This is a genomic window from Hyphomicrobium sp., assembly GCF_041659645.1.
In the GTDB taxonomy this organism is placed as follows: domain Bacteria; phylum Pseudomonadota; class Alphaproteobacteria; order Rhizobiales; family Hyphomicrobiaceae; genus Hyphomicrobium_B.
On record NZ_JBAZXX010000005.1, the window covers coordinates 258,311 to 277,635 of the forward strand.

The 19,325-nt window shown below is 60.4% G+C and carries 21 protein-coding genes; 9 read left to right on the top strand and 12 right to left on the bottom strand.

The window, feature by feature from the left end; translation table 11 throughout:
- Nucleotides 1-37 precede the first annotated feature (37 nt).
- Entirely contained in the window at nt 38-634 is a 597-nt protein-coding gene (locus tag WC811_RS19145) for an aminodeoxychorismate/anthranilate synthase component II (protein ID WP_372647031.1), read from the bottom strand.
- Between the two features lie 129 nt (nt 635-763).
- Nucleotides 764-1,276, bottom strand: a complete 513-nt coding sequence (locus WC811_RS19150) for a histidine phosphatase family protein (RefSeq protein ID WP_372647032.1) — start codon at nt 1,274-1,276, stop codon at nt 764-766.
- Nucleotides 1,277-1,400: 124 nt separating this feature from the next.
- Between WC811_RS19150 and WC811_RS19155 the strand changes: the two genes are divergently transcribed.
- A complete protein-coding gene (locus tag WC811_RS19155) occupies nt 1,401-1,790 on the top strand; it encodes a hypothetical protein (protein WP_372647033.1) in 390 nt (129 codons plus the stop codon).
- Between the two features lie 11 nt (nt 1,791-1,801).
- Here the strand turns inward: WC811_RS19155 and trpE are convergent, their stop codons facing one another.
- Together trpE and WC811_RS19165 are read right to left on the bottom strand one after the other, a co-directional pair.
- Nucleotides 1,802-3,364: an anthranilate synthase component I gene (gene trpE, locus WC811_RS19160; protein WP_372647034.1), complete on the bottom strand. Its 1,563-nt coding sequence runs from the start codon at nt 3,362-3,364 to the stop codon at nt 1,802-1,804.
- Nucleotides 3,365-3,371: 7 nt separating this feature from the next.
- A complete protein-coding gene (locus tag WC811_RS19165) occupies nt 3,372-5,261 on the bottom strand; it encodes a SurA N-terminal domain-containing protein (protein ID WP_372647036.1) in 1,890 nt (629 codons plus the stop codon).
- A 219-nt stretch (nt 5,262-5,480) separates the two neighbouring features.
- On the opposite strand from WC811_RS19165, the gene tpiA reads away from it, so the two are divergent.
- The 5 genes from tpiA (at nt 5,481) to WC811_RS19190 (ending at nt 9,859) form a co-directional block, all read left to right on the top strand.
- Nucleotides 5,481-6,257, top strand: a complete 777-nt coding sequence (gene tpiA / locus WC811_RS19170) for a triose-phosphate isomerase (protein WP_372647037.1) — start codon at nt 5,481-5,483, stop codon at nt 6,255-6,257.
- A complete protein-coding gene (locus tag WC811_RS19175) occupies nt 6,257-6,913 on the top strand; it encodes a hypothetical protein (protein ID WP_372647038.1) in 657 nt (218 codons plus the stop codon). The genes tpiA and WC811_RS19175 overlap by 1 nt, the downstream gene beginning before the upstream one ends.
- 148 nt (nt 6,914-7,061) lie before the next feature.
- The gene (gene secG / locus WC811_RS19180) at nt 7,062-7,448 is read left to right on the top strand and encodes a preprotein translocase subunit SecG (RefSeq protein ID WP_372647039.1); all 387 of its coding nucleotides are present in this window, start codon (nt 7,062-7,064) and stop codon (nt 7,446-7,448) included.
- 191 nt (nt 7,449-7,639) lie between these two features.
- On the top strand, nt 7,640-8,131 hold the full coding sequence (locus tag WC811_RS19185) for a hypothetical protein (protein ID WP_372647041.1): 492 nt from the start codon (nt 7,640-7,642) through the stop codon (nt 8,129-8,131).
- Nucleotides 8,132-8,230: 99 nt separating this feature from the next.
- Entirely contained in the window at nt 8,231-9,859 is a 1,629-nt protein-coding gene (locus WC811_RS19190) for a CTP synthase (RefSeq protein ID WP_372647042.1), read from the top strand.
- Nucleotides 9,860-9,993: 134 nt separating this feature from the next.
- Here WC811_RS19190 and WC811_RS19195 read toward each other — a convergent pair whose 3' ends face one another.
- Complete coding sequence (locus tag WC811_RS19195) at nt 9,994-11,163, bottom strand: hypothetical protein (RefSeq protein WP_372647044.1); 1,170 nt, start codon at nt 11,161-11,163, stop codon at nt 9,994-9,996.
- Between the two features lie 126 nt (nt 11,164-11,289).
- Between WC811_RS19195 and WC811_RS19200 the strand changes: the two genes are divergently transcribed.
- Nucleotides 11,290-11,781 carry a polymer-forming cytoskeletal protein gene (locus WC811_RS19200; RefSeq protein ID WP_372647045.1) on the top strand — a complete coding sequence of 164 codons (492 nt, stop codon included), beginning with the start codon at nt 11,290-11,292 and terminating at the stop codon, nt 11,779-11,781.
- 87 nt (nt 11,782-11,868) lie between these two features.
- Here WC811_RS19200 and WC811_RS19205 read toward each other — a convergent pair whose 3' ends face one another.
- Nucleotides 11,869-12,117, bottom strand: coding sequence for a hypothetical protein (locus WC811_RS19205; RefSeq protein WP_372647046.1), 249 nt, complete (start codon nt 12,115-12,117; stop codon nt 11,869-11,871).
- 414 nt (nt 12,118-12,531) lie between these two features.
- Between WC811_RS19205 and pqqA the strand changes: the two genes are divergently transcribed.
- Together pqqA and kdsA are read left to right on the top strand one after the other, a co-directional pair.
- Nucleotides 12,532-12,621 carry a pyrroloquinoline quinone precursor peptide PqqA gene (gene pqqA / locus WC811_RS19210; RefSeq protein WP_015597947.1) on the top strand — a complete coding sequence of 30 codons (90 nt, stop codon included), beginning with the start codon at nt 12,532-12,534 and terminating at the stop codon, nt 12,619-12,621.
- 111 nt (nt 12,622-12,732) lie between these two features.
- Complete coding sequence (gene kdsA / locus WC811_RS19215; RefSeq protein ID WP_372647048.1) at nt 12,733-13,599, top strand: 3-deoxy-8-phosphooctulonate synthase; 867 nt, start codon at nt 12,733-12,735, stop codon at nt 13,597-13,599.
- Nucleotides 13,600-13,886: 287 nt separating this feature from the next.
- On the opposite strand, the gene WC811_RS19220 is transcribed toward kdsA, so the two are convergent.
- The 6 genes from WC811_RS19220 to WC811_RS19245 form a co-directional block, all read right to left on the bottom strand.
- Complete coding sequence (locus tag WC811_RS19220; RefSeq protein WP_372647049.1) at nt 13,887-14,123, bottom strand: hypothetical protein; 237 nt, start codon at nt 14,121-14,123, stop codon at nt 13,887-13,889.
- 215 nt (nt 14,124-14,338) lie between these two features.
- The gene (locus tag WC811_RS19225; RefSeq protein WP_372647050.1) at nt 14,339-15,010 is read right to left on the bottom strand and encodes a hypothetical protein; all 672 of its coding nucleotides are present in this window, start codon (nt 15,008-15,010) and stop codon (nt 14,339-14,341) included.
- Nucleotides 15,011-15,019: 9 nt separating this feature from the next.
- Nucleotides 15,020-16,039 carry an ABC transporter permease gene (locus WC811_RS19230; protein WP_372647051.1) on the bottom strand — a complete coding sequence of 340 codons (1,020 nt, stop codon included), beginning with the start codon at nt 16,037-16,039 and terminating at the stop codon, nt 15,020-15,022.
- Nucleotides 16,039-16,818: an ABC transporter ATP-binding protein gene (locus tag WC811_RS19235; protein ID WP_372647052.1), complete on the bottom strand. Its 780-nt coding sequence runs from the start codon at nt 16,816-16,818 to the stop codon at nt 16,039-16,041. The genes WC811_RS19230 and WC811_RS19235 overlap by 1 nt, the downstream gene beginning before the upstream one ends.
- Before the next feature lie 41 nt (nt 16,819-16,859).
- The gene (locus WC811_RS19240; protein ID WP_372647053.1) at nt 16,860-17,843 is read right to left on the bottom strand and encodes a YVTN family beta-propeller repeat protein; all 984 of its coding nucleotides are present in this window, start codon (nt 17,841-17,843) and stop codon (nt 16,860-16,862) included.
- Between the two features lie 56 nt (nt 17,844-17,899).
- Complete coding sequence (locus tag WC811_RS19245; protein ID WP_372647137.1) at nt 17,900-19,141, bottom strand: ABC transporter substrate-binding protein; 1,242 nt, start codon at nt 19,139-19,141, stop codon at nt 17,900-17,902.
- Nucleotides 19,142-19,325 lie beyond the last annotated feature (184 nt).

Consider the following 19,325-nt stretch of genomic DNA (forward strand, 5'->3'; position numbering starts at 1 on the left):
GCGCTGGATTGGCGACGGTGGCTGTCGGTGTCACGGGTCAGGCTGCCTTGCGGCTTTTGGGGGCGAGGCCTGCGAGTTCAAGGAAGTTCGCGAGAAGCGCGTGTCCCTGTTCGGAGGCGATGCTTTCCGGGTGGAACTGGACGCCATGTACGGGATGCGACTTGTGCTGCAGCCCCATGATCAAGCCGTCGTCGGTCTCGGCCGTGATCTCGAGGCAATCGGGGAGGGTAGCGCGATCGACGATGAGAGAGTGATAGCGCGTGATCTCGAAGCGCTTCGGCAGGCCCTTGAAAATGCCCTTGCCGGTATTGCTGATGGTTGAGAGCTTGCCGTGCATCGGCGCAGGAGCGCGGATGACGTCCCCACCGTAGGCTTGCCCAATGGCCTGATGGCCGAGGCAGACGCCCAGTAGCGGAATGGTCGGGCCAGCTTTCTTGATGAGGTCGAGGCAAACGCCAGCCTCGTTCGGCGTGCAGGGGCCGGGCGAAAGCACGATGGCCTTCGGCTTCTTGGCGAGCACCTCTTCGGCCGACACCTTGTCGTTGCGAATGACGACGCTTTCGGTCCCCAGCTCGCCCAGATAGTGGACGAGATTATAGGTAAAGCTGTCGTAGTTATCGATCAGGATCAGCATATTGGCCCTTGGTCTGCCGACGTCCGATGTCTGCGCGCTGCCCTTCTAGCAGACCATGGCGGCCGCGCGACATGGAAAAATATGGCGATTGGGTGGCTGCACTTCAACGACAGGCCAATTCGGCCGCGTTCAGGCGCGGTCGCGGGGTGTGACGAAGGCTTCGAGGTGGCCAGAAGCGGGGGCGAGATCGCGCCAGGTGACTTGGGGAAACGAGAACACCGCCAGGGCGGCGGTCGGAAAGCGGTCTTCAAGTTTAGAGATCGATTTCAGGTCGCCCGTGCCGGTGAGAAACAGCGCAAGCCCGTGCATGCCAGGGTTGTGGCCGATCATCAGCACCCTTTTGGTGCCGACGGGGATCGCCTTGAGGCGGCCCAAAAGCGTTTCCTGACTGGTGAGATACAACTGCTCGTCGAACACCACCTCGGCACCCTTAACGAAGGGCGTAATGAGCGCCAGCGTCTCGCGCGTCCGCTTGGCGGATGAGCAGAGAATGAGTTCCGGCGCGAAATTAAGCTCTTTGAGCGTCGCGCCCATCAAGGGGGCGGCGGCTCGTCCGCGCTCGTTCAGCGGCCGATCGAAATCCTCGATGTCGGTCGCGTCCCAGCTCGATTTGGCGTGACGGAGGAGGGCGAGAGAAAGCATTTCGGCCTTGGGCTGGCATTACGCGACGCACGCACCTTATAGCAGGTCAATCGTGCCGTTAAGCGGTAGGCCATAGATTCGCTCGGCCCTGATGACAAGGTCCATATCATCCATGGATTATCTATTGGCACCGCTTTTTTGGGTTCTCGGTCTGATCGCCAGCATTGTCTGGTGGGTGATCGTGCAAATTTTATGGATCGTGCTGTGGCTACTGCTGCCGCTGGCCATCTTCGCTTTCGTCGTCTTGCGCGTGTCTGAGAAGGTCCTCGGGCAAGGGAGGGTGAGAGCCTGGGTTACGGCGCGGACGCAAAAATACGGATCGGCGGCGTCGAAGCGGATGCAGCGCTGGCTGTTCGCGCTCGGCGTTCTGCCAATCCGGGTGCTGTTCTGGTTTCCGATCTTCGCGCTTTGGCACAGTTTCGTCAGCCTGCTTTGGCGTCCGAAATGGTCTCCGTGGCAGCGGGCGTGGGCAAAGCGCTGGCGGGCAGAAGTGACGCCGAAAAAAACCGGCTGATCTGCCGGACGTCAGTTGCCAGAACGGGGAGCGTTCGATGATGAGCGCGAGGCGAAGCGCATGGCTTCCTCGGCGGCGCGGACGACGGCCTTCGCTTTATTGATGCATTCCTGCTGTTCGTTCTCGGGGATGCTGTCGTGAACGATGCCGGCGCCTGCTTGAACGTGGATCATGCCATCCTTCAGAATGGCCGTTCGCAGGACGATGCAGGTATCCATTTCGCCGTTCGCCGAGAAGTAACCGACGCAGCCCGCGTAGGGTCCACGCTTGGCTTTTTCGAGTTCGGCGATGACCTCCATGGCGCGGACTTTCGGAGCGCCCGAAACCGTTCCAGCGGGGAAGCCCGCCATCAGCGCATCGATGGCATCGTAATTTTTCTCGTCGAGCTTGCCGATCACGTTCGAGACGATGTGCATAACGTGGCTGTAGCGCTCGACGATGAACTTGTCGGTGACGGTTACGGTGCCGGGCTCCGAGACGCGGCCGACGTCGTTGCGGCCGAGGTCGAGCAGCATGAGATGCTCGGAGCGCTCTTTCGGGTCCGCAAGCAATGCCGCCGCGAGCGCCTTGTCTTCGGCTTCCGTCGCGCCGCGTCCGGTCGTGCCGGCGATGGGGCGAATGGTGACGACCCCGTCGCGCGCGCGAACGAGAATTTCAGGCGACGATCCGACGAGTTGAAAATCACCGAAATCGAGATGGAACAGAAATGGCGACGGGTTGAGACGGCGGAGCGCGCGATACAGCGCGAACGACGGCAATTCGAACGGCGCGGAGAAGCGCTGGGACAGCACGACCTGGAAGATGTCGCCGGCCTTGATGTATTCCTTGGCCTTGGCGACCATCGTCATGTAGTCGGCGGGCCGCGTGTTCGATTGCGGCTCTCGCATCGCCCGGGGCGCGGATAGCGCCGACGGAGCGTGCGGCAGGGGTGCATCGAGCCGAGCGATTGTCGAGGCGATGCGCGACAACGCGGCGGCGTAGGCGTCTTCGGCTGGGATATCCGGATGCGGGCGCACCGGCGTCACGACGATCATCTCGTCTTTGACGTTGTCGAAGATCAGCATCAACGTCGGGCGGATGAGGATCGCATCGGGGACGCCGAGCGCGTCGGGCGTCATCTCGGGCAGATTTTCGATGAGCCGGACGGTGTCGTAGCCCATGTAGCCGAAAATCCCGGCGGCCATCGGCGGCAAGGTTTCCGGCAGAGCGATCGCGCTTTCTTCAAGTAGATTGCGCAACGATTGCAGGGTTGGCCGGTCGTCGCGTTGATAGGCGTCCGGATTGGCCTCGGGTGAGCTGTTGATCTCCGCCGTATCGCCGCTCGCTTTCCAGATCAGATCCGGGGCGAAGCCGATGACCGAATAGCGACCTCGCGCGGAACCGCCTTCGATGGATTCGAGCAGGAAGCTCATCGGGCGTCGGTCGGCGAGTTTCAGGAAGGCGGAGACCGGCGTTTCGAGATCGGCAATAAGCCGAGTCCAGACGACCTGAGATTTGCCCTCGTCGTAAACCCGCGCGAATTCGTCGGCGGGCGGGCAGATTTCCGTTGCGGGCAGGTCCGTCGGGGCGCTCACGTCAATCTCACTCGTCGCTAACGCCAATCGCGGATTTCAGCTCAGCATCGTTGACGGAGGTGCCGAGGCGCTTTTTCAAGGCATCGGTATACTCCGTCAGTGTCTGGTTCGCGAGTTCTTGCTGAAGCTGAGTGTTCAGCTCATCCGTCTCGGTCAAGGACGGCGCCGGGGCCGGAATGACGTCGGCAACCTTGAAGACGATTTCAGTCGTATTGTCGGGTGACGGCCCATAACCCGCCTTGTCCTTCGGCAAAGCGAACGCCTGCGTGACGACGCTTTGCGAAATGCTTTGCGGAATGGTTTTGCGGGTAATCGGTTCGGTCTTCTCGACCTTGTTTTTCGCTTCCGCTTCAATGGCGGTCATCGGTTCGCCAGCGTTGACGCGGGCGGCAAGTTTTTTCGCAAGCTCGTCGATCAGGCGATGGCGCTCAGCGGTGATGTAGTCGTCCTTCACCTGATCCTTCACCAGGTCGAAGGCCTTCTGCTTCGGCGCGTCGGTCGAGAGCACGTTCACCCAGGCGAAACCATTGTCGCCAAGCTCGATGCCCGCGTCGTCGCTGCTGCTGTCGGGAGCGAACGCGCGCGAGACAATCTTGCGCAGATCCGGCGTCTCCATCACGGGCTTGCCGTCCGGTCCGAGGCCCGTCGAATCCGTCGCCGGGACCTCGTTGAACGACAGCTTCATGCTGTCGGCGATTTCCTTCAACGATTTGCCGGCGATGCGGTTGTCTTCGATTTCATCATGCTTGTTTGAAAGCGCGGACTTCGCCTTTTCGGTCGCGAGCTTATCGCGGACCTGATCTTTGACGTCGGCGAGAGTACGGATCACGCCCGGTTCGATTTGGGTGACGCGCAGGATGACCGTCGCAAAGCGGCCGTCGATGACGTCGGAATATTTGTCTTTCTCAAGCGAAAAGGCGACGTCGGCGACTTTCGGGTCGATCAGTGCCGTCTTCGTGACCAGGCCGAGATCGACGTCGCTATCCTTAGCGCCAACGTCCTTCGCGATATCGCCGAATGTTTTCGAGCCGTCGCGGAGCGCTTTCAGCGAAGCTTCCGCCGTCGCCTTGTCTTTGAACGCGATCTGCTGAATGCGCCGTTCTTCGGGGGTGTCGTAGCTCGCTTTCGCTGCCTCATAGGCCTTCGCGATTTCGTCGTCGGTGATGTTCGTCTGCTTCTTGAGATCGTCGATGCCGAGCGTGAGCACCTGTATCTTGCGATACTCAGGCGTCATGTATTTGGCCTTGTCCTTGTCGTAGAGTTCCTTGAGTTTGGCGTCCGTCGGGTCGGCCACGGTGACGGCGTCGGGATCGACCTTGACCCACTCGATGACGCGCTTTTCCTCGTTATAGGCGTGCATCAGATCGAAGAGCGGCTTGGGAATCGTCTGGCCCGAAATAAATGAGCGGATGATCGCCGCGCGCAGTTCGTCCTTGCGGCGAAGGTCGAGGAACCCCTTCTCGCTGATGCCGATCTGGTTCAACAGACCGTCGAAATTCGGTTTCGAGAATTTGCCGTCGATCTGGAAGTCGGGATCGGCCTGCACACCTTCGACGAGCGTCTTGTCGGACACCGCGAGGCCAAGCTGATTGGCGTGCGATTCGACGGCGGCGCCAGCAATGAGCTGCGCGAGAACGCGGCGATCGAGGCCGAAGGCGTGGCCCTGCTCGGCGGTGATGCGCTGCTTCGCCTGCTGCGAGAACCGGTCCAGTTCCTGTTGATAGGCGCGGCGGAATTCTTCATCCGTGATCGGGGTTCCGCCGACCTTGGCGACCGCGCCGCGGCCCCAGCCCGTGAACACGTCATGGACGCCCCAGATGCCGAAGCTCAGAACGAGCAGTCCGAACAGCAGCTTGGCGACCCGGGTTTGGGCGCCGCGTCTGAGAGCTTCAAGCATGGATAATGACGTCCCGTTGATGGAAGCGTGACGCTGGCGTGCTGGAGGCCTAGGGTCGACGAGCTTCGGATGGCAATGCCCGCGTGGGGCGGGTTAGTTCGCGTGATATGAAGCCCAGGCCGTTTCGGATTGCAAGGGTGCCTAGGATGAGGTTACGGAGTGTTCACCGCGGTGAGCTTCTGGGGAAGGCATGTTCGTGTCCGCAAAACGAGGGACGGCATGGGGATAGCAGGACGCAAGATTCGGCCCCTGGTGGCGGGAAACTGGAAGATGAACGGCGATAAGGCCAGCCTCGCTGAGGCGGAGGCCGTACGTGACGCGCTTTTAGGGCCATTCGCGTCGCTTGCTGCTGACGTCATGATTGCGCCGCCGGTGACCCTACTGGCGGGCTTTGCGGCAGCTCTCGGCGGCGGGCCGGTGTTGCTCGCGGGCCAGGACTGTCACCCCAGGCCGTGCGGGGCGCATACCGGCGATATAGCCGCCGAAATGCTGAAGGAATCTGGTGCTTCGGCCGTCATCGTCGGGCATTCCGAGCGCCGCGCCGATCACGGCGAGACGAATGCCGAGGTCAGGGCGAAGGCCGAGGCGGCCCATCGTGCGGGCATCGGGGCGATTGTTTGCATTGGCGAGACCAAAGACGAGCGGATCGCCGGTTTGACGCTCGACGTCGTGCGCAGACAACTTAAAGAGTCCATGCCGGAGATATCGACGGCGGCGAATACCGTCCTCGCCTATGAGCCGGTATGGGCAATCGGTACCGGCCTCACGCCGACGGCCGAGGACGTGAAAGATGTTCACGCCGCGATTCGCGACGTACTCGTCGATCTGTTCGGTATGGAGGGTGATAAAATGCGCATCCTCTACGGCGGGTCGGTGAAGCCGGACAATGCGGCGGTCTTAATGGCCGTGGAAAACGTCGATGGTGCGCTTGTCGGCGGCGCGAGCCTGAAGGCGAGTGATTTTCTCGCCATAGTTCGAACCTATGTGGGTGAGTGATGTCATTGCCTCGCCGAGCCATTCTGATCGCCGTGGTTTGCCTCGCGCCGTTTAACGCCTGGGCGACGGACGCGAAGATCGACGCTGATACCTGCACGACACTGAGGCTTGAGCAGATCAAGTTCCGCCAATCGGGCATCCTCGACGATATGAGCAAGGGAGCCGTCTGGGCGAAGGCCAATCTCTCGGCCGACCGACTGCGAGAGATCGAACATTACCTCCAGCTCGACGAGCAGGTGCAGTTCGGTTGCCGGGATGCGAAGCTCTCGGCGGAGGCGAAGCGGGCCAGCGAGGCGGCCGCGCGCATCGAGTTGAATTCCGACGCCGATCCGACCGCGCCGATCGCGAACGATCCCCCTAAGCCAGGAGCGGCTGCCAAAGCGCCCGACGGCAAAAAGGCCGTGCCGGAGAAAGCAGCGAAAAAGAAGACCAAGCCGTCCGATCCCAAGGCCCACAACAAGAAATCCGCCAAGGTGTCGAAAGCCGATGAGTCGAGCGCCGAGCCTGCTCCGCAGCCTCCGGTTGTCATGCAGTCGCAGGACGAACAGAGTTCGGCCGTGGCTGCAGGACATTCCGAAGAGTCGGCGGCGCCGTCGCTGCCGGCATTCGGGCTGGGGTTCGGAGAGACGACGGTTTTGCCGCACGCAGGGCCTTGAATCGGCGCGAATTCCTCCCATCCTGTTCATGCGACAGCTTGGTCACGAGAACAGCTTGGTTTTGAGGGCTGGTTCGGTGCGTGAGGGTGGTGTATAGCGCGTCGCTTGCTGGGGACTTTAGACCCAGGCTTTTTGGAACCGGAATTTCATGGCTACCGTACTTCTCGTCATTCATCTGATGATCGCCGCCAGCCTGGTTGGTGTCGTTTTGCTGCAGAAATCAGAGGGCGGCGCCCTCGGAATTGGCGGCGGCGGTGGCGGTGGGTTTCTGACGGGACGCGGTACGGCGAACCTCCTGACGCGGACGACGGCGGGCCTGGCGGCGGCCTTCTTCACGACGAGTATCTTATTGACAGTGCTCGCCAATCACTCGGCGCAGCGTGGCTCGGCGTTTGACAGCTTTCCGGGTGCGGCGGCTCCGGCGAATGGATCGGCACCGGCTTCCGGCACGGCGCCGAAGTCTGAACCCGGTCGCGGCGGCATCCTCGACAAGCTTGAGACGCCGCACGCCCCGCTCGTTCCGCAGAACCAGTAGTCCAGCTCGCGCACATTTTATGTGCGCGGCCTGAAACTGTGGTCTTCGAGGCCCTGGACCCCCGGCACGTTCCCTGCAAATGTGTGGGCGTCTGGGGGACCAATATCATGGCAAATACCGGCTTGGGTAATCACAGGGCTCAACGGCGAATTGGACGGGTTTCAGCGCGAGTCGCCGCATCGGGGGTTGTCTTGTCCCTCGCGGGCTGCGGCGCCAGCCTCGGCGATTTGACGACTGCGTCGGTCACGAACTATCAGCAAGCAAATCTGTTCGCTCCGGCGGGATACAACATTTCCGCCAACGGGGACGGCAGCATCCATGTGACGGCGGCCGGCTCTCCGGGCACGCCGACAGACCGGCTGACCAAGATCGCGATGGCCGCCGCTGCCGACTACGGCAACGAACAGCATCAAAAGACGTTTACCGCAACGCCGCCGCAGACGTCGTTCAAATGCGGAAAAACGAAGGCTGTCGATAAAGGCAAGGAGTTCGCCATCAAGCCGATCGATCTGAGGGTCGTTTCGATCGACGTGACCTACGGGCGGGATGGCATAGCGCCGGCGGCACGCAACTCGCGCGAGACGGCAGAGCAATTGAAGTCCGAACTCACATCCGACAAGGTTCCGCCGGATGTGCAGGCTGCTGCAACCCAGGAAGTCGCCCAACAGTGCGGCCGAACGTAGCTCGTTTGTTTCACTTCTGAGCGTTGCGACGTTTTCTATTGGGAAGGTGCAAAAAAACCGCTTCCGAATCCGGGGGTGGCTGTGCCAGAACCAAGGCCCATGCAGCGGTATATCTTCATCACCGGCGGCGTGGTCTCCTCTCTCGGCAAAGGCCTCGCGTCAGCCGCCCTTGGCGCGCTTCTTCAGGCACGCGGCTATTCGGTTCGGCTCAAGAAACTTGACCCCTACCTGAATGTCGATCCCGGGACCATGAGCCCCTATCAGCACGGCGAGGTTTTCGTCACCGATGACGGTGCCGAGACGGACCTCGACCTTGGCCATTATGAGCGTTTCACCGGCGTGCCGGCGAAGCGGTCGGACAACGTCACGACCGGGCGCATCTATCAGGACATCCTCGCGAAAGAGCGTCGCGGCGATTACCTCGGTGGAACCGTGCAGGTCATTCCGCACGTTACCGACGCGATCAAGAATTTCGTCCTGTCGGGGAACGAGGACGTCGACTTCGTCCTCGTCGAAATCGGCGGCACGGTCGGCGACATCGAGGGCCTGCCGTTCTTCGAAGCCATCCGCCAGCTCGGCAACGAGCTGCCGCGCGGGGCGTCCGTCTTCATCCATCTGACGCTGATGCCGTACATTCCGTCGGCAGGCGAATTGAAGACCAAGCCGACGCAGCACTCGGTCAAGGAACTGCGCTCGATCGGCATTCAGCCCGATATCCTGCTTTGCCGTTCGGACCGCGATATTCCGGTCGGCGAGCGTAAGAAGATCGCGCTGTTCTGCAACGTCCGGCCCGAAGCGGTCATCCAGGCCCTCGACGTCGCGTCGATCTACGACGTGCCGCTCGCGTATCACCGCGAAGGGCTCGACCGCGAAGTGCTGCAGGCCTTTGGAATTACTGGAGCGCCGAAGCCCGACCTCGTGCGCTGGGAGACGATTTCGCGCGGCGTCGCGCAGCCGGAAGGCCAGGTCACGATTGCGATCGTCGGAAAATATACCGGTCTCAAGGATGCCTATAAATCGCTGAACGAAGCGCTTGTTCATGGCGGCATCGCCAACCGCGTGAAGGTCAAGCTCGAATGGATCGAGAGCGAAATCTTCGAGCGGGAAGATCCAGCGCCATATCTCGAAGGCGTCAATGGCATTCTCGTGCCGGGCGGTTTCGGGGAGCGCGGGTCGGAAGGCAAGATCCTGGCGGCAAAGTTCGCCCGTGAGCGGCAGGTGCCGTATTTCGGTATTTGCTTTGGCATGCAGATGGCGTGCATCGAGGCGGCGCGCAATCTTGCCGGCATCAAGGACGCGAGTTCGACGGAATTCGGCGAAACGAAAGAGCCGGTCGTCGCGATGATGACGGAGTGGATGCGCGGCAACGAGCTTGAGCAACGCCGTCAGGGCGGGGAACTTGGCGGCACCATGCGGCTCGGCGCCTTCGCTGCGTCGCTTGCCGAAGGCAGCCACATCGCGCGCATTTATAATTCGACCGAGATTTCGGAACGCCACCGCCATCGCTACGAGGTCAACATGCGGTACCGGTCCGATCTGGAGCGGGCGGGGTTGCGTGTTGCCGGGGTGTCGCCGGACGGATTGCTGCCGGAGACGATCGAATATCCGGATCATCCGTGGTTCATCGGCGTGCAGTATCACCCCGAGTTGAAATCGCGGCCCTTCGAACCCCACCCCTTGTTTGCGAGCTTCATCAGCGCGGCGGTGGTGCAGAGCCGGTTGGTTTGAATTCGTCATTCTCGGCGGAGCAGATGCGAACGCCGGGAATCCAGCGGGAAAGTTCTATTGCGATATTGAGCCTTCGGCGCATTTTATGTTGGATCCCCAGCCTTCGCTGGGCTGAGGATGACGTTCTGGCGAGATCACTGTGCTTCGGCAAAAGCCGCCGCTAGCGCCTGGGCGCCCGGCAGTTGCGCTTCCGACTCCATCTTGGCGTCCGTCGCGGCCAGTAGTTTCTCGACCGTATTGTTTCTGATGGCGACGGGGTTGCGCTCGTAGCCGCCGCGCTGGAAGAAATTTGAGGTCGGCACTTTCTTGCGCAGCGTGTCGGACATCGTGACCATATCGAAGCCGGTGCCGTCACCCGTGAGGTTCATCATTTCGAGTTCGGCGGCGGTGAGCGGCGCCGTATAGCCCTTGCGTTTCGCATACGTGGTCGATGTCAGCAGTTTGTGAACCTGCAGCAACGGTCCGACGTCGAGATCGAGGATGAGGGCATGGATTCCAATGCCCTTGTCTGTGGCGGCTAGGCGGCTGTGCGCGGCCCATCGATCCGGCACGCTTTGGCTGAAGGCGATCATCCTCTTGAGGATCGCGATTTTTTCGTCGAGACGTTCGAGGCGAGCGCCATCGGCGTCACGGGCCTTCGCACGCAAGGCCGCGAGGATTTTGTCGCCGACTTCCGCGAGCAGTTCGATGCTGTTCGTCGTGAGAAGCTGATTGTAACCAAGCGCCGTCGAGATGGCGTGCGCGTCCGGCCGATCATACTCAAGGCCCGCCTGCACGGCGTAACCGCCCGAGCCGCCGGATTCAAAGGCATAGATTTTCACGCACTGCTCGGGCGTGAGGCCCGCCGCGAGTGCGGCTTTGGCATAGGCGCGGCGGTAGTCGTCGTCGGTTGCTGGCTGGTCGGGGACGAAGCCGAAATGTTCTCGCGCCTGCTCCAGGAAGTCGGAGACGACCGGGATATATTCGCCGGTCGCGCGCGGCTTTTCCGGATCGACGGGTTTCGGCGGCCCGGAATAGAGGGGCGGTTGTTCGAGAACATAATCGCCTGCCGTCGGCTGTTCGTTATTGCGCTGATTGGCGATGCGCTGCTTTCGCTTCGCGGCGATCAACTCCCAGTAAGGATTGGCGAGTTCGTCATAGGCAGCCCGTGCCTCTGTGTAGACGGCAAGCTTCTGGCGATATTCCGAGATTTGTCGATCGAGATCGTCGTCGGCGTGGGCCGTGACGATCAACGCCGGGAACAGCAACGCCAATGTGCATACGGCCGCGCGTAGATCACGAACGATAATCAGAGAACTGCTCATCGACCGGTCCTTGTTTGCATTTCGTTGGGGCGTGCCCTCTTGCCGCTGCAATCGCGTGGCCTTCTTTGTCCAGCGGGAGACGAGCTTTTCTTATGTTCAGAGCGGATCAATCCCCAGGGGGTTCACATGTTCAGTCGCGATTCACGAGCAGAGACGCGTGCCGAAACTCCGCGGCAAACGGCAACCGTGGCGGCACCACCGAGATTTTCCGGGCCGATGGGAATAGTGTCGAATGGTGCGACGACCGGCTATTCGTCTGTTTCTTCTGACAGGCCAACGTCGATCCTCGGACCTGATATTTCGATCTACGGCGAGCAGCTTATCCTGAAAACCAAAGGTTCGCTGCTGATCCAGGGCCACATCGAGGGAGACGTTCACGGCGAGACCGTGACTGTGGACGATGGCGCGCACGTCAAAGGCGTCATCACCGCGCGGACGATTGCAATCCAGGGCGGCGTCAAGGGCGAGCTTAAGGGCTCGAACGTCATTCTGCATGAGAACTCCGTCGTCGAAGCTAACATCGTGCAGGAAAGACTGACCATCGCTGACGGCGCAAAATTCGAAGGCAGCGTCAAAAAGGCGAAGGACGTGAGTGAAGTCACGCCGGATTTGAGCTGATTTTTCTCGTCGACGGTTGAGATACAAAAATCCCGGCGCACAGGCGCCGGGATCGACTGTCGTTTGATCCCGCTTGGCGGGGAGCCGTCAGGGCGTGGTTGTCGCCGGAGTGGCCGGCGCGGTGACGGCCGGTGTCTCGGTTGTGACGGTCTTCACGTCGAGCGTGAGAATTCCCGTATAGAGCAGGCCGCCGAACACGATGGCGAATACGATCGCGGTCGCGAGCGCGTTCATGACGCGGTTCGAGAACGAGATCAGGTTGCCGACCAGATCGAGGATGAATACGATCACGGCCCCGAGCAGAACGGGTTCAAGCCAAGGATATTTGTCGAACATATTTGTGGTCCTCAGTTCTTTTGTTTATGCCGCCTCCCGAGTCGCGGCTTACGAATTTGCCTTAGCACGTCCATCGGACGATGGACGTGGCGACGGCCTTTCCTTGGATCATGAGGAGCGGAACTGACGCCGGGAGGGCACACAGATTTCCGGGGGCTTTTTGGCCCGTTCGCGGGCAGACGATGGAGGCGACACGTGCCCTGCGCTGGGCTGCAAAATACTGCCGGGCGGTCAGAGACTGAAATAGATATGAGATTCAGCTATCGTGAGAAATGAAACGATATAACGCTTCACCATTTCGTGATCACGAAAAGTTTGAAACACGTTAGCGAAAAGAGATTGGAATTTTGGCAGTTATCTAACTAAGTCAATGTGGAACAGGGAAAACCTGTCGGAATTCTAGGAGGACACACCATGAAAGTCTGGACAAAGCCCGCAGTTCGCGAGCAGGAAGTTGGTCTTGAGGTCACGAGCTATCTCCCGGCCGAGATCGACCTGATCTAACGAATTCGAACCTTTGTGTTCCGAAATGGCGGCCTTTGGCCGCCGTTTTTGTTTGGGGAAGCCGGCGAGGGGAGTCGCGACGGGCGTTCGCCGCCGCTATAAGCTTTGCCTATGACTCAGCATGAAACCTTGAAGCCTGCCGCGCAGGTCCGTGTTCGCGACGTTCTATTCGCGAACGATGCGCCTATCGCCGTTCTCGCCGGTCCCTGCCAGATGGAAAGCCGGGCACACGCGCTGGAGATGGCAGCGGCGCTGAGCGAGATTTCCAAAAAGCTCGGGTTCGGCCTCGTCTACAAATCGTCCTTCGACAAGGCCAACCGAACCTCGCTGACGGGGCGTCGCGGGATTGGGTTCGAGGCGGCGCTGCCCATCTTTGCCGAAATTCGCGAGACGTTCGGGCTGCCCGTCGTCACGGACGTTCATGAGGCTGCGCAATGCGCGCCTCTCGCGGACGTGGTGGACGTGCTGCAGATTCCGGCGTTCCTTTGCCGGCAGACGGATCTTCTCGTCGCCGCCGCGATGACGGGCCGGGTCGTGAAAATCAAGAAGGGCCAGTTTCTAGCGCCCTGGGACATGAAGAATGTCGTCGCCAAGGTGACGGGCTCGGGCAATCCGAACGTGCTCGTCACGGAGCGCGGATCGAGCTTCGGCTACAATACGCTTATCGTCGACATGCGGGCGCTGCCGCAGATGGCAGAGACCGGCGCCCCGGTGATTTTCGACGCGACGCACGCCGTACAGCAGCCGGGCGGACAGGGAACATCGTCCGGCGGCGATCGCAGGTTTGTGCCGGTGCTGGCGCGGGCCGCCGTCGCGGTCGGTGTCGCGGGTCTCTTCATCGAGACGCATCAGGATCCCGACCGGGCGCCATCGGACGGTCCGAACATGGTCGCACTCAAGGATTTCGGCGCGCTCATCTCTGAGCTGCAAGCGATCGACACGATCGTCAAAAAGCAAAAGGCCGCGAGCCAGATCTGAAGCTCGCGCCCTTTTGTATGTGCGCAGACGCTGTCAACGCTCGCCCTAGCCGATTCAGGGCAAGTCCGACGTATTGCGTGTCAATTTGTGTGTATCGAATGCGTTCCGTCCGTGCGCCCGGGCGGCATGCTTTTTATTCAGTCGAGACCGTCTTCAGTACTTTTCTTGGTCGTGACACTTCGCGGGTCGTAAAATGTCGTGGTCGTGAAGGGCATTTCCCTCTCGCCGGCGTTTTCGCAAGGACCGTCGCGACCGGTCTCACGTTCGTTTCGGCGAGAGTATTCTTTTTAGACTTTGGCGGACCAGAGCTGCGCTGCCAGTGCATCGACGTGAGCGGTGCTTGCGAGGGCTCCGAATTGTCCGGACTTGCTGACCATAATGCCGGCGACGCAGGCATTCGGGGTGCAGGGGGACGACCCTCTTCCGACATTGATGGCGGCAATCGCCATCGACGTCATGAACAGGCTCATTGTCGAGATGCAGGAAACGTAGGCAAGGGCACGCGAAACAAGTTCATAGCGCATAGTCAACCTCACAACGCGAGACTAGGGATGACGACACTTCCACTTGCAATGTTGGCTTCGGACCGGGCGAGCCCAGAGACGAGAGCCGATAGATTGAGAATGCGTCAACCTTGGTTAAGGATGCGTTAAGGCTAACGAAGCGTGAATAAATAAATCGAGCGGCGCATTGGATTTGCGCCGCCCGCGGAGAGACGATCAATTCGGTTTGATAGCGCTTAGCTCTTCATCTCAGCGCGAATGGCGCGAGCGATGGCGCCGGCACGCTCGTCTATGAGCTGCGGGATTTCGCAGGCGATCGGGATGTTCGCCTGCTTCTCCTGGAAGGTGCGGACCTCCCACTTGTATTTTTCTTCCTTGCTCGAGAGTTTCGAAATTTCACCGGCGGGACCGCTGGATTCGTCGGTCAGGCCCATCTCGTTCTCGGGCGGAAGCTCGATTCCTTCCTTTTCGATTTCCTGCGAGCGCTCCATCTGGCGCTTGTGGAAGCGTTCGATGCCCGACATGACGATTTTGCGATCATCATTGGTGCGCGACAGGACGGCGGAAAATAGTTCGGTCAGTTTCGCATCGTGCGTGTCGGCGGGAAGACTGGCTGCATATTTCTTGATCGCGGCTTCGGCATCTTCTTCCTTGACGCGGCGCGAGATCAGATATTGCGAGAGCTTTCTGATTGCCTCATCGCTATGCCAGCTGCTCGTATCGGTTATCGCCGGGCCGTCCCAGATCGTAGCTGCGGTTAGGACGGGAACTTTCCGGTAGACGCAAGGCCATTCGGCTTTGTCGGGCTCATCGGCGAACGACGGCGACGCGGCCCAGCTGAGCGGCGCCAGAACGATAATCGCTGCTTGCAGGGTGGCGCGACGGAAGACGTTTTTCATCATGTCCATTTTTAAACCTCAGGCTGCTCCTCCGGGGCCGCCGCGCCGAGCGATCAACCCCTTCGATGGATTGTAAGCAAAAACCGCCGCGGCGAGGAACGTGACCGTGCAGCCGACGACCACCGCGAGTGAAACCGTATCGATCTGTCCATAAAGGCCAAAGCGGATGAGTTCCACCGCATAAGTGAACGGATTGAGACGGCAGATCTCAAAAAGCGCCGGACTGCCCTCGCGGATTCGCCACAGCGGATAGAGGGCGGACGAGGCAAAGAACATCGGGAAGATGACGAAATTCATAACGCCCGCGAAGTTTTCGAGTTGCTTAATGACCGACGACATCAGGAGCGCGAGCGAGCCGAGCATCAATCCCGCAAGAACGATCGCGGGGATGACGGTGATATAGCCCGCAAAGGGTTGGATGAAGCTTGGCACGGGGAAAAGCGATGTAACGATCGGATCGGACATCGCCGGAATGACGCCGCCGGACCAGCTTGGCACGTCGTAGAAGGTAAAGAGCTTCACTTCGGTGATCGGCGGCGGCGCGATGCCCCAGAACCACGCGACAAGCATGAAAGCGTAAGCCTGAAGCAGTGCGACCGAGACACCGCCAAGCAGCTTCGAGAGGAGCAGGAACGACCTAGGGAACGGGCTGACGAGCAACGTCCGCATCGTGCCGGTTTCGCGGTCGTAAACCATGGAAAGCGACGACTGCATGGCGTTGAAGAGCAGAATCATCGCGATCAATCCCGGCGCGATGAACTCCTCGTAAAGAACGTAGGTTTCGTAGGGCGGGATGATCGAAATGCCGAGTGTCTGGCGGAAGCCCGCCGCGAAAATGAAAAGCCAAATCAGCGGGCGCACGAGCGCCGACAAAAACCGCTCGCGCTGATGGAGATAACGCAGGATTTCGCGCCAGACGATGCCCTTGAAGCAGGCGAAGTATCCGGCGATGCCGAGGCGGCGGCGGGCGTCGTCGTTGCTTTCATGGTACGTCACCGGGATATCGCCCGGAGATGTTCCGACCGCTTGTGATGACATCAGGCGGCCTCCTCGATTGCGGTTTTCGCGCCGGTCACGGAGCGAAACGCTTCACGCACGCTTGACGTTCCGGTGAGCGTCAGAAGCTGCGGGACCGGCCCGCTATAAAGAGCGACGCCCTTGTGAAGAATAACCACCTGATCGGTCGGTATCACTTCGTCCATCAGATGCGTCGCCCACAAAACGCCGAGACGCTCTCTCGCGACGAGATCGCGGACGATTTTTATGACGCTTTCACGCGAGCCGAGGTCGAGACCAACGGTCGCTTCGTCGAGCAACAGAAGGTCGGGATGGTGCATCATCGAGCGCGCAATCTCGACGCGGCGGACCTGGCCGCCGGAGAGCGCACGGACTTTCTCATTGCCACGGTCGGCAAGTCCGACGAGTTCGAGGGCCTGCTGCGCGCGTCCGGTCGCAGCGCGGCCCGCGAAACCGTGAAGGGCCGCGTGATATTTAAGGTTCTGCAGCAACGTTAGATCGATGTCGAGCGTGCGGCTCTGGAAGACGACGCCCAGGCGCTGCAGGGCTTGCGAGGGGCGCCTGCGGACATCAAAGCCGCGGATGGCGATCGCACCGGTGACGTTGTCGTAGAGGCGGGTGATGAGCGAGAACAGCGTCGATTTTCCAGCGCCATTCAATCCCAGCAGCACGACGAACGCGCCTTGCTCGACGGTGAGGGAGACGCGGTCGAGAACTTTCCGGTCGCCGAAGCTGTGGCTCACACCGCTGACCACGAGGGCTGGTGTTCGCTCGGTTTCCATCGGGCCTGTCGATGCCATTATTATATTCTGCCTTTATATCCGGACCTGGCGGCGAGCTATTATTTCGGCGAAACCACTACGCCCCAGGGATAACGCCCCACCTTGATCGATTTGATGGCCTTTTGGCTGGCGACGTCGATCGCGGTTACGTCGTTCGAGGCACCGTTGGTCGTGAAGAGGAGCTTGCCGTCCGGCGTGAAGTACATCTGCCAGACGCGCTGGCCAACAAGAATGTATTTCAGCACCTTGAACGTCGTGGTGTCGATGACGGCGACGCGGTTGGCCGGGCCGAGCGCCACGAATGCGATCTTGTCGTCCTTCGTGATGCGGATGCCGACGGGCTGGATGGATTCCTGCTCGACGCCGGGAATCGCGAAGTTGATCTTGGTGATGATTTTGCGGTCTGCCGGGTTGATGACCGCGACGGTGCCTCCGACCTCGGATGAAACCCATAATTGGGTTTGCGCTGCGTTGAACATTGCGACGCGCGGGCGGCTATCGACGAGAACATTATCGAACGTTTTGTGCGTCGTCGTATCGATGAAGTGCGCCATGTTCGTCGTTTCCGACGTGTTGACGAGCACCTTTCCGTCCGGGCTCATGCCCATGCCCTCGGGCTCGACGCCGACCGGGATTTCGCTGAGCACCTTCGATGTTTCGATATCGACGACGGTGACGAGATTGTCGTCCTCGTTGGCGATGTAAAGTCTCTTGCCGTCCGGGTGCAGCGTCAGCAATTCGGGATCGGGTCCCGATGGCAGAGACTTGACGTATTCGAGCGTCTTGGCGTCGTAGATTTTTACGTCATTGTCGTCGCTCGTGCAGATGATGAGCCACTTTCCGTCATTCGACATGACGATGCCGCGCGGGCGCTGGCCGATCTTCACGGTCTTGATGACTTCGAGCTTGTCGGTATCGATGACCGAGAGGCTGTTGTCTTTCTCATTGGTGACGTAGGCCGTATAGGCACTGGCGGGTGTTACGGCGAAGGATGCGATCGCGGCGGAGACCAGCGTCGGCAAAAGCTGTGAAAGTCGCGACATTCTAAACTCCAGTTGGAAGCATTTCGGCCAAAAGCCAGATCGCGGTTGGCGGCTGATCATTGGGTGTAGGCTTTGCACTTGGTTTCCGGCTTATCGATGCCAAGCGTATCGAGCACGCTGAACTGGTGCAGAAAGCCCTGCTGCGGAGAAACGCTGACGAACATTTTGGGGCTGCTGACGATGAGCGGCTCACGGATCTGGCCGTTCCAAGACCGGAAGCTCAGCGCTACGCCTTTGAATGCTGCGACATCGAATTTCGGAGAGTGCATATAGTCTCTCAAAGTTTTGAAGTCGCCCGAGTGAGTGCGAGAGGCCGTTTCGCCAATAGCACGGGTCGCAACCCAGGCATCGTAATCCAGCGGACGCATGATGCGACCCGACAGGCGCTTGAAGCGGTTCTGGAACTGGGTGCCGCCCCAGAGTTCGAGCGAGGGGTGCCAGCTCCCCGGCACGAGGCCCGCTGAGCCGACGATGGGGCGCGGGATCCAGGTCCGGTAGGGGAAGTAGTCTGCGTAGACCTGATCTTCGTCGATCACGAGAACGACGTCGTGATCCTTGGCGCCCTGCATGAATTGCGGAATTTGCTGCTGAATTTGTTCGAAGCCGCCGTCGGCGCGGCGATTGCCGGTGTCGACCTTGAACTGCCGTTCCTCGACGATTTTCGCGCCGAATTTCTTGGCGGCACGGCGATAGGCGTCAGCGAGAAGCTGATCCTTTGGGCTCGGCCCGACGACCATGAGCCAGTTCGGCCAGCGCTTCCAGACGAGATACTGCGTGAGGGCATCGGCCAGCATCGACCTCGTCGGCGCGGTGTGCATGACATTGGCGCGGCAATCTTCTTCGCGCAGGCGATCGTCGGGATTGCCGACGTTGAAGATCTGGGTGGGTTTGTCCTTCAAGGCGTCCGCGAATTTCAGAAGAGAATCCGGCCCCATATCGGCGATGATGAAGGCGTCGCCGGCTGCGACTTTCTCGGTGGCGCCCTTGATGAGGTCGTCGACGTTGCCTTCGAGCACGTCCAATTTGAAGGACTGGTTTAGGAAGCGCCCCGTCGTGTTGTTGTCGGCGATTCCAAGCTTGGCGCCTGCGATACCGTCGTCGGCGTTGGGCTGATCAAGGAGCGATAGCGGCAGTTCCTTTTCCCGGTCCTCTTTCACGTAGAGGATCTGGATCGACACGTCTTGCGCTTGCGCGGAAGGCGTCGGGATCGGTATCGGTTGGGGTGCTGTTTGCGCTGCAGCATTGTTGGCGTAGGCCGCTCCGGCAACCACGAGTCCTGAGAAAAGTGCTGCCCAGATGGCTTTCCGACCTTTTGTGACTGTGGAGCGGACGAGGGGTCCGAGGCTTGCGATTGGCAATGATCCGGCTCCAATTGGTCTTGCGGCCGCGCGTGGGGCTCGCGGCTCATAATGTTACTGTGTTGCTAAAAGGGGGCCAGCCCGTGCCTTGTCAAGCCGGACGCTTCCGCCTCGCGCGTTTGTG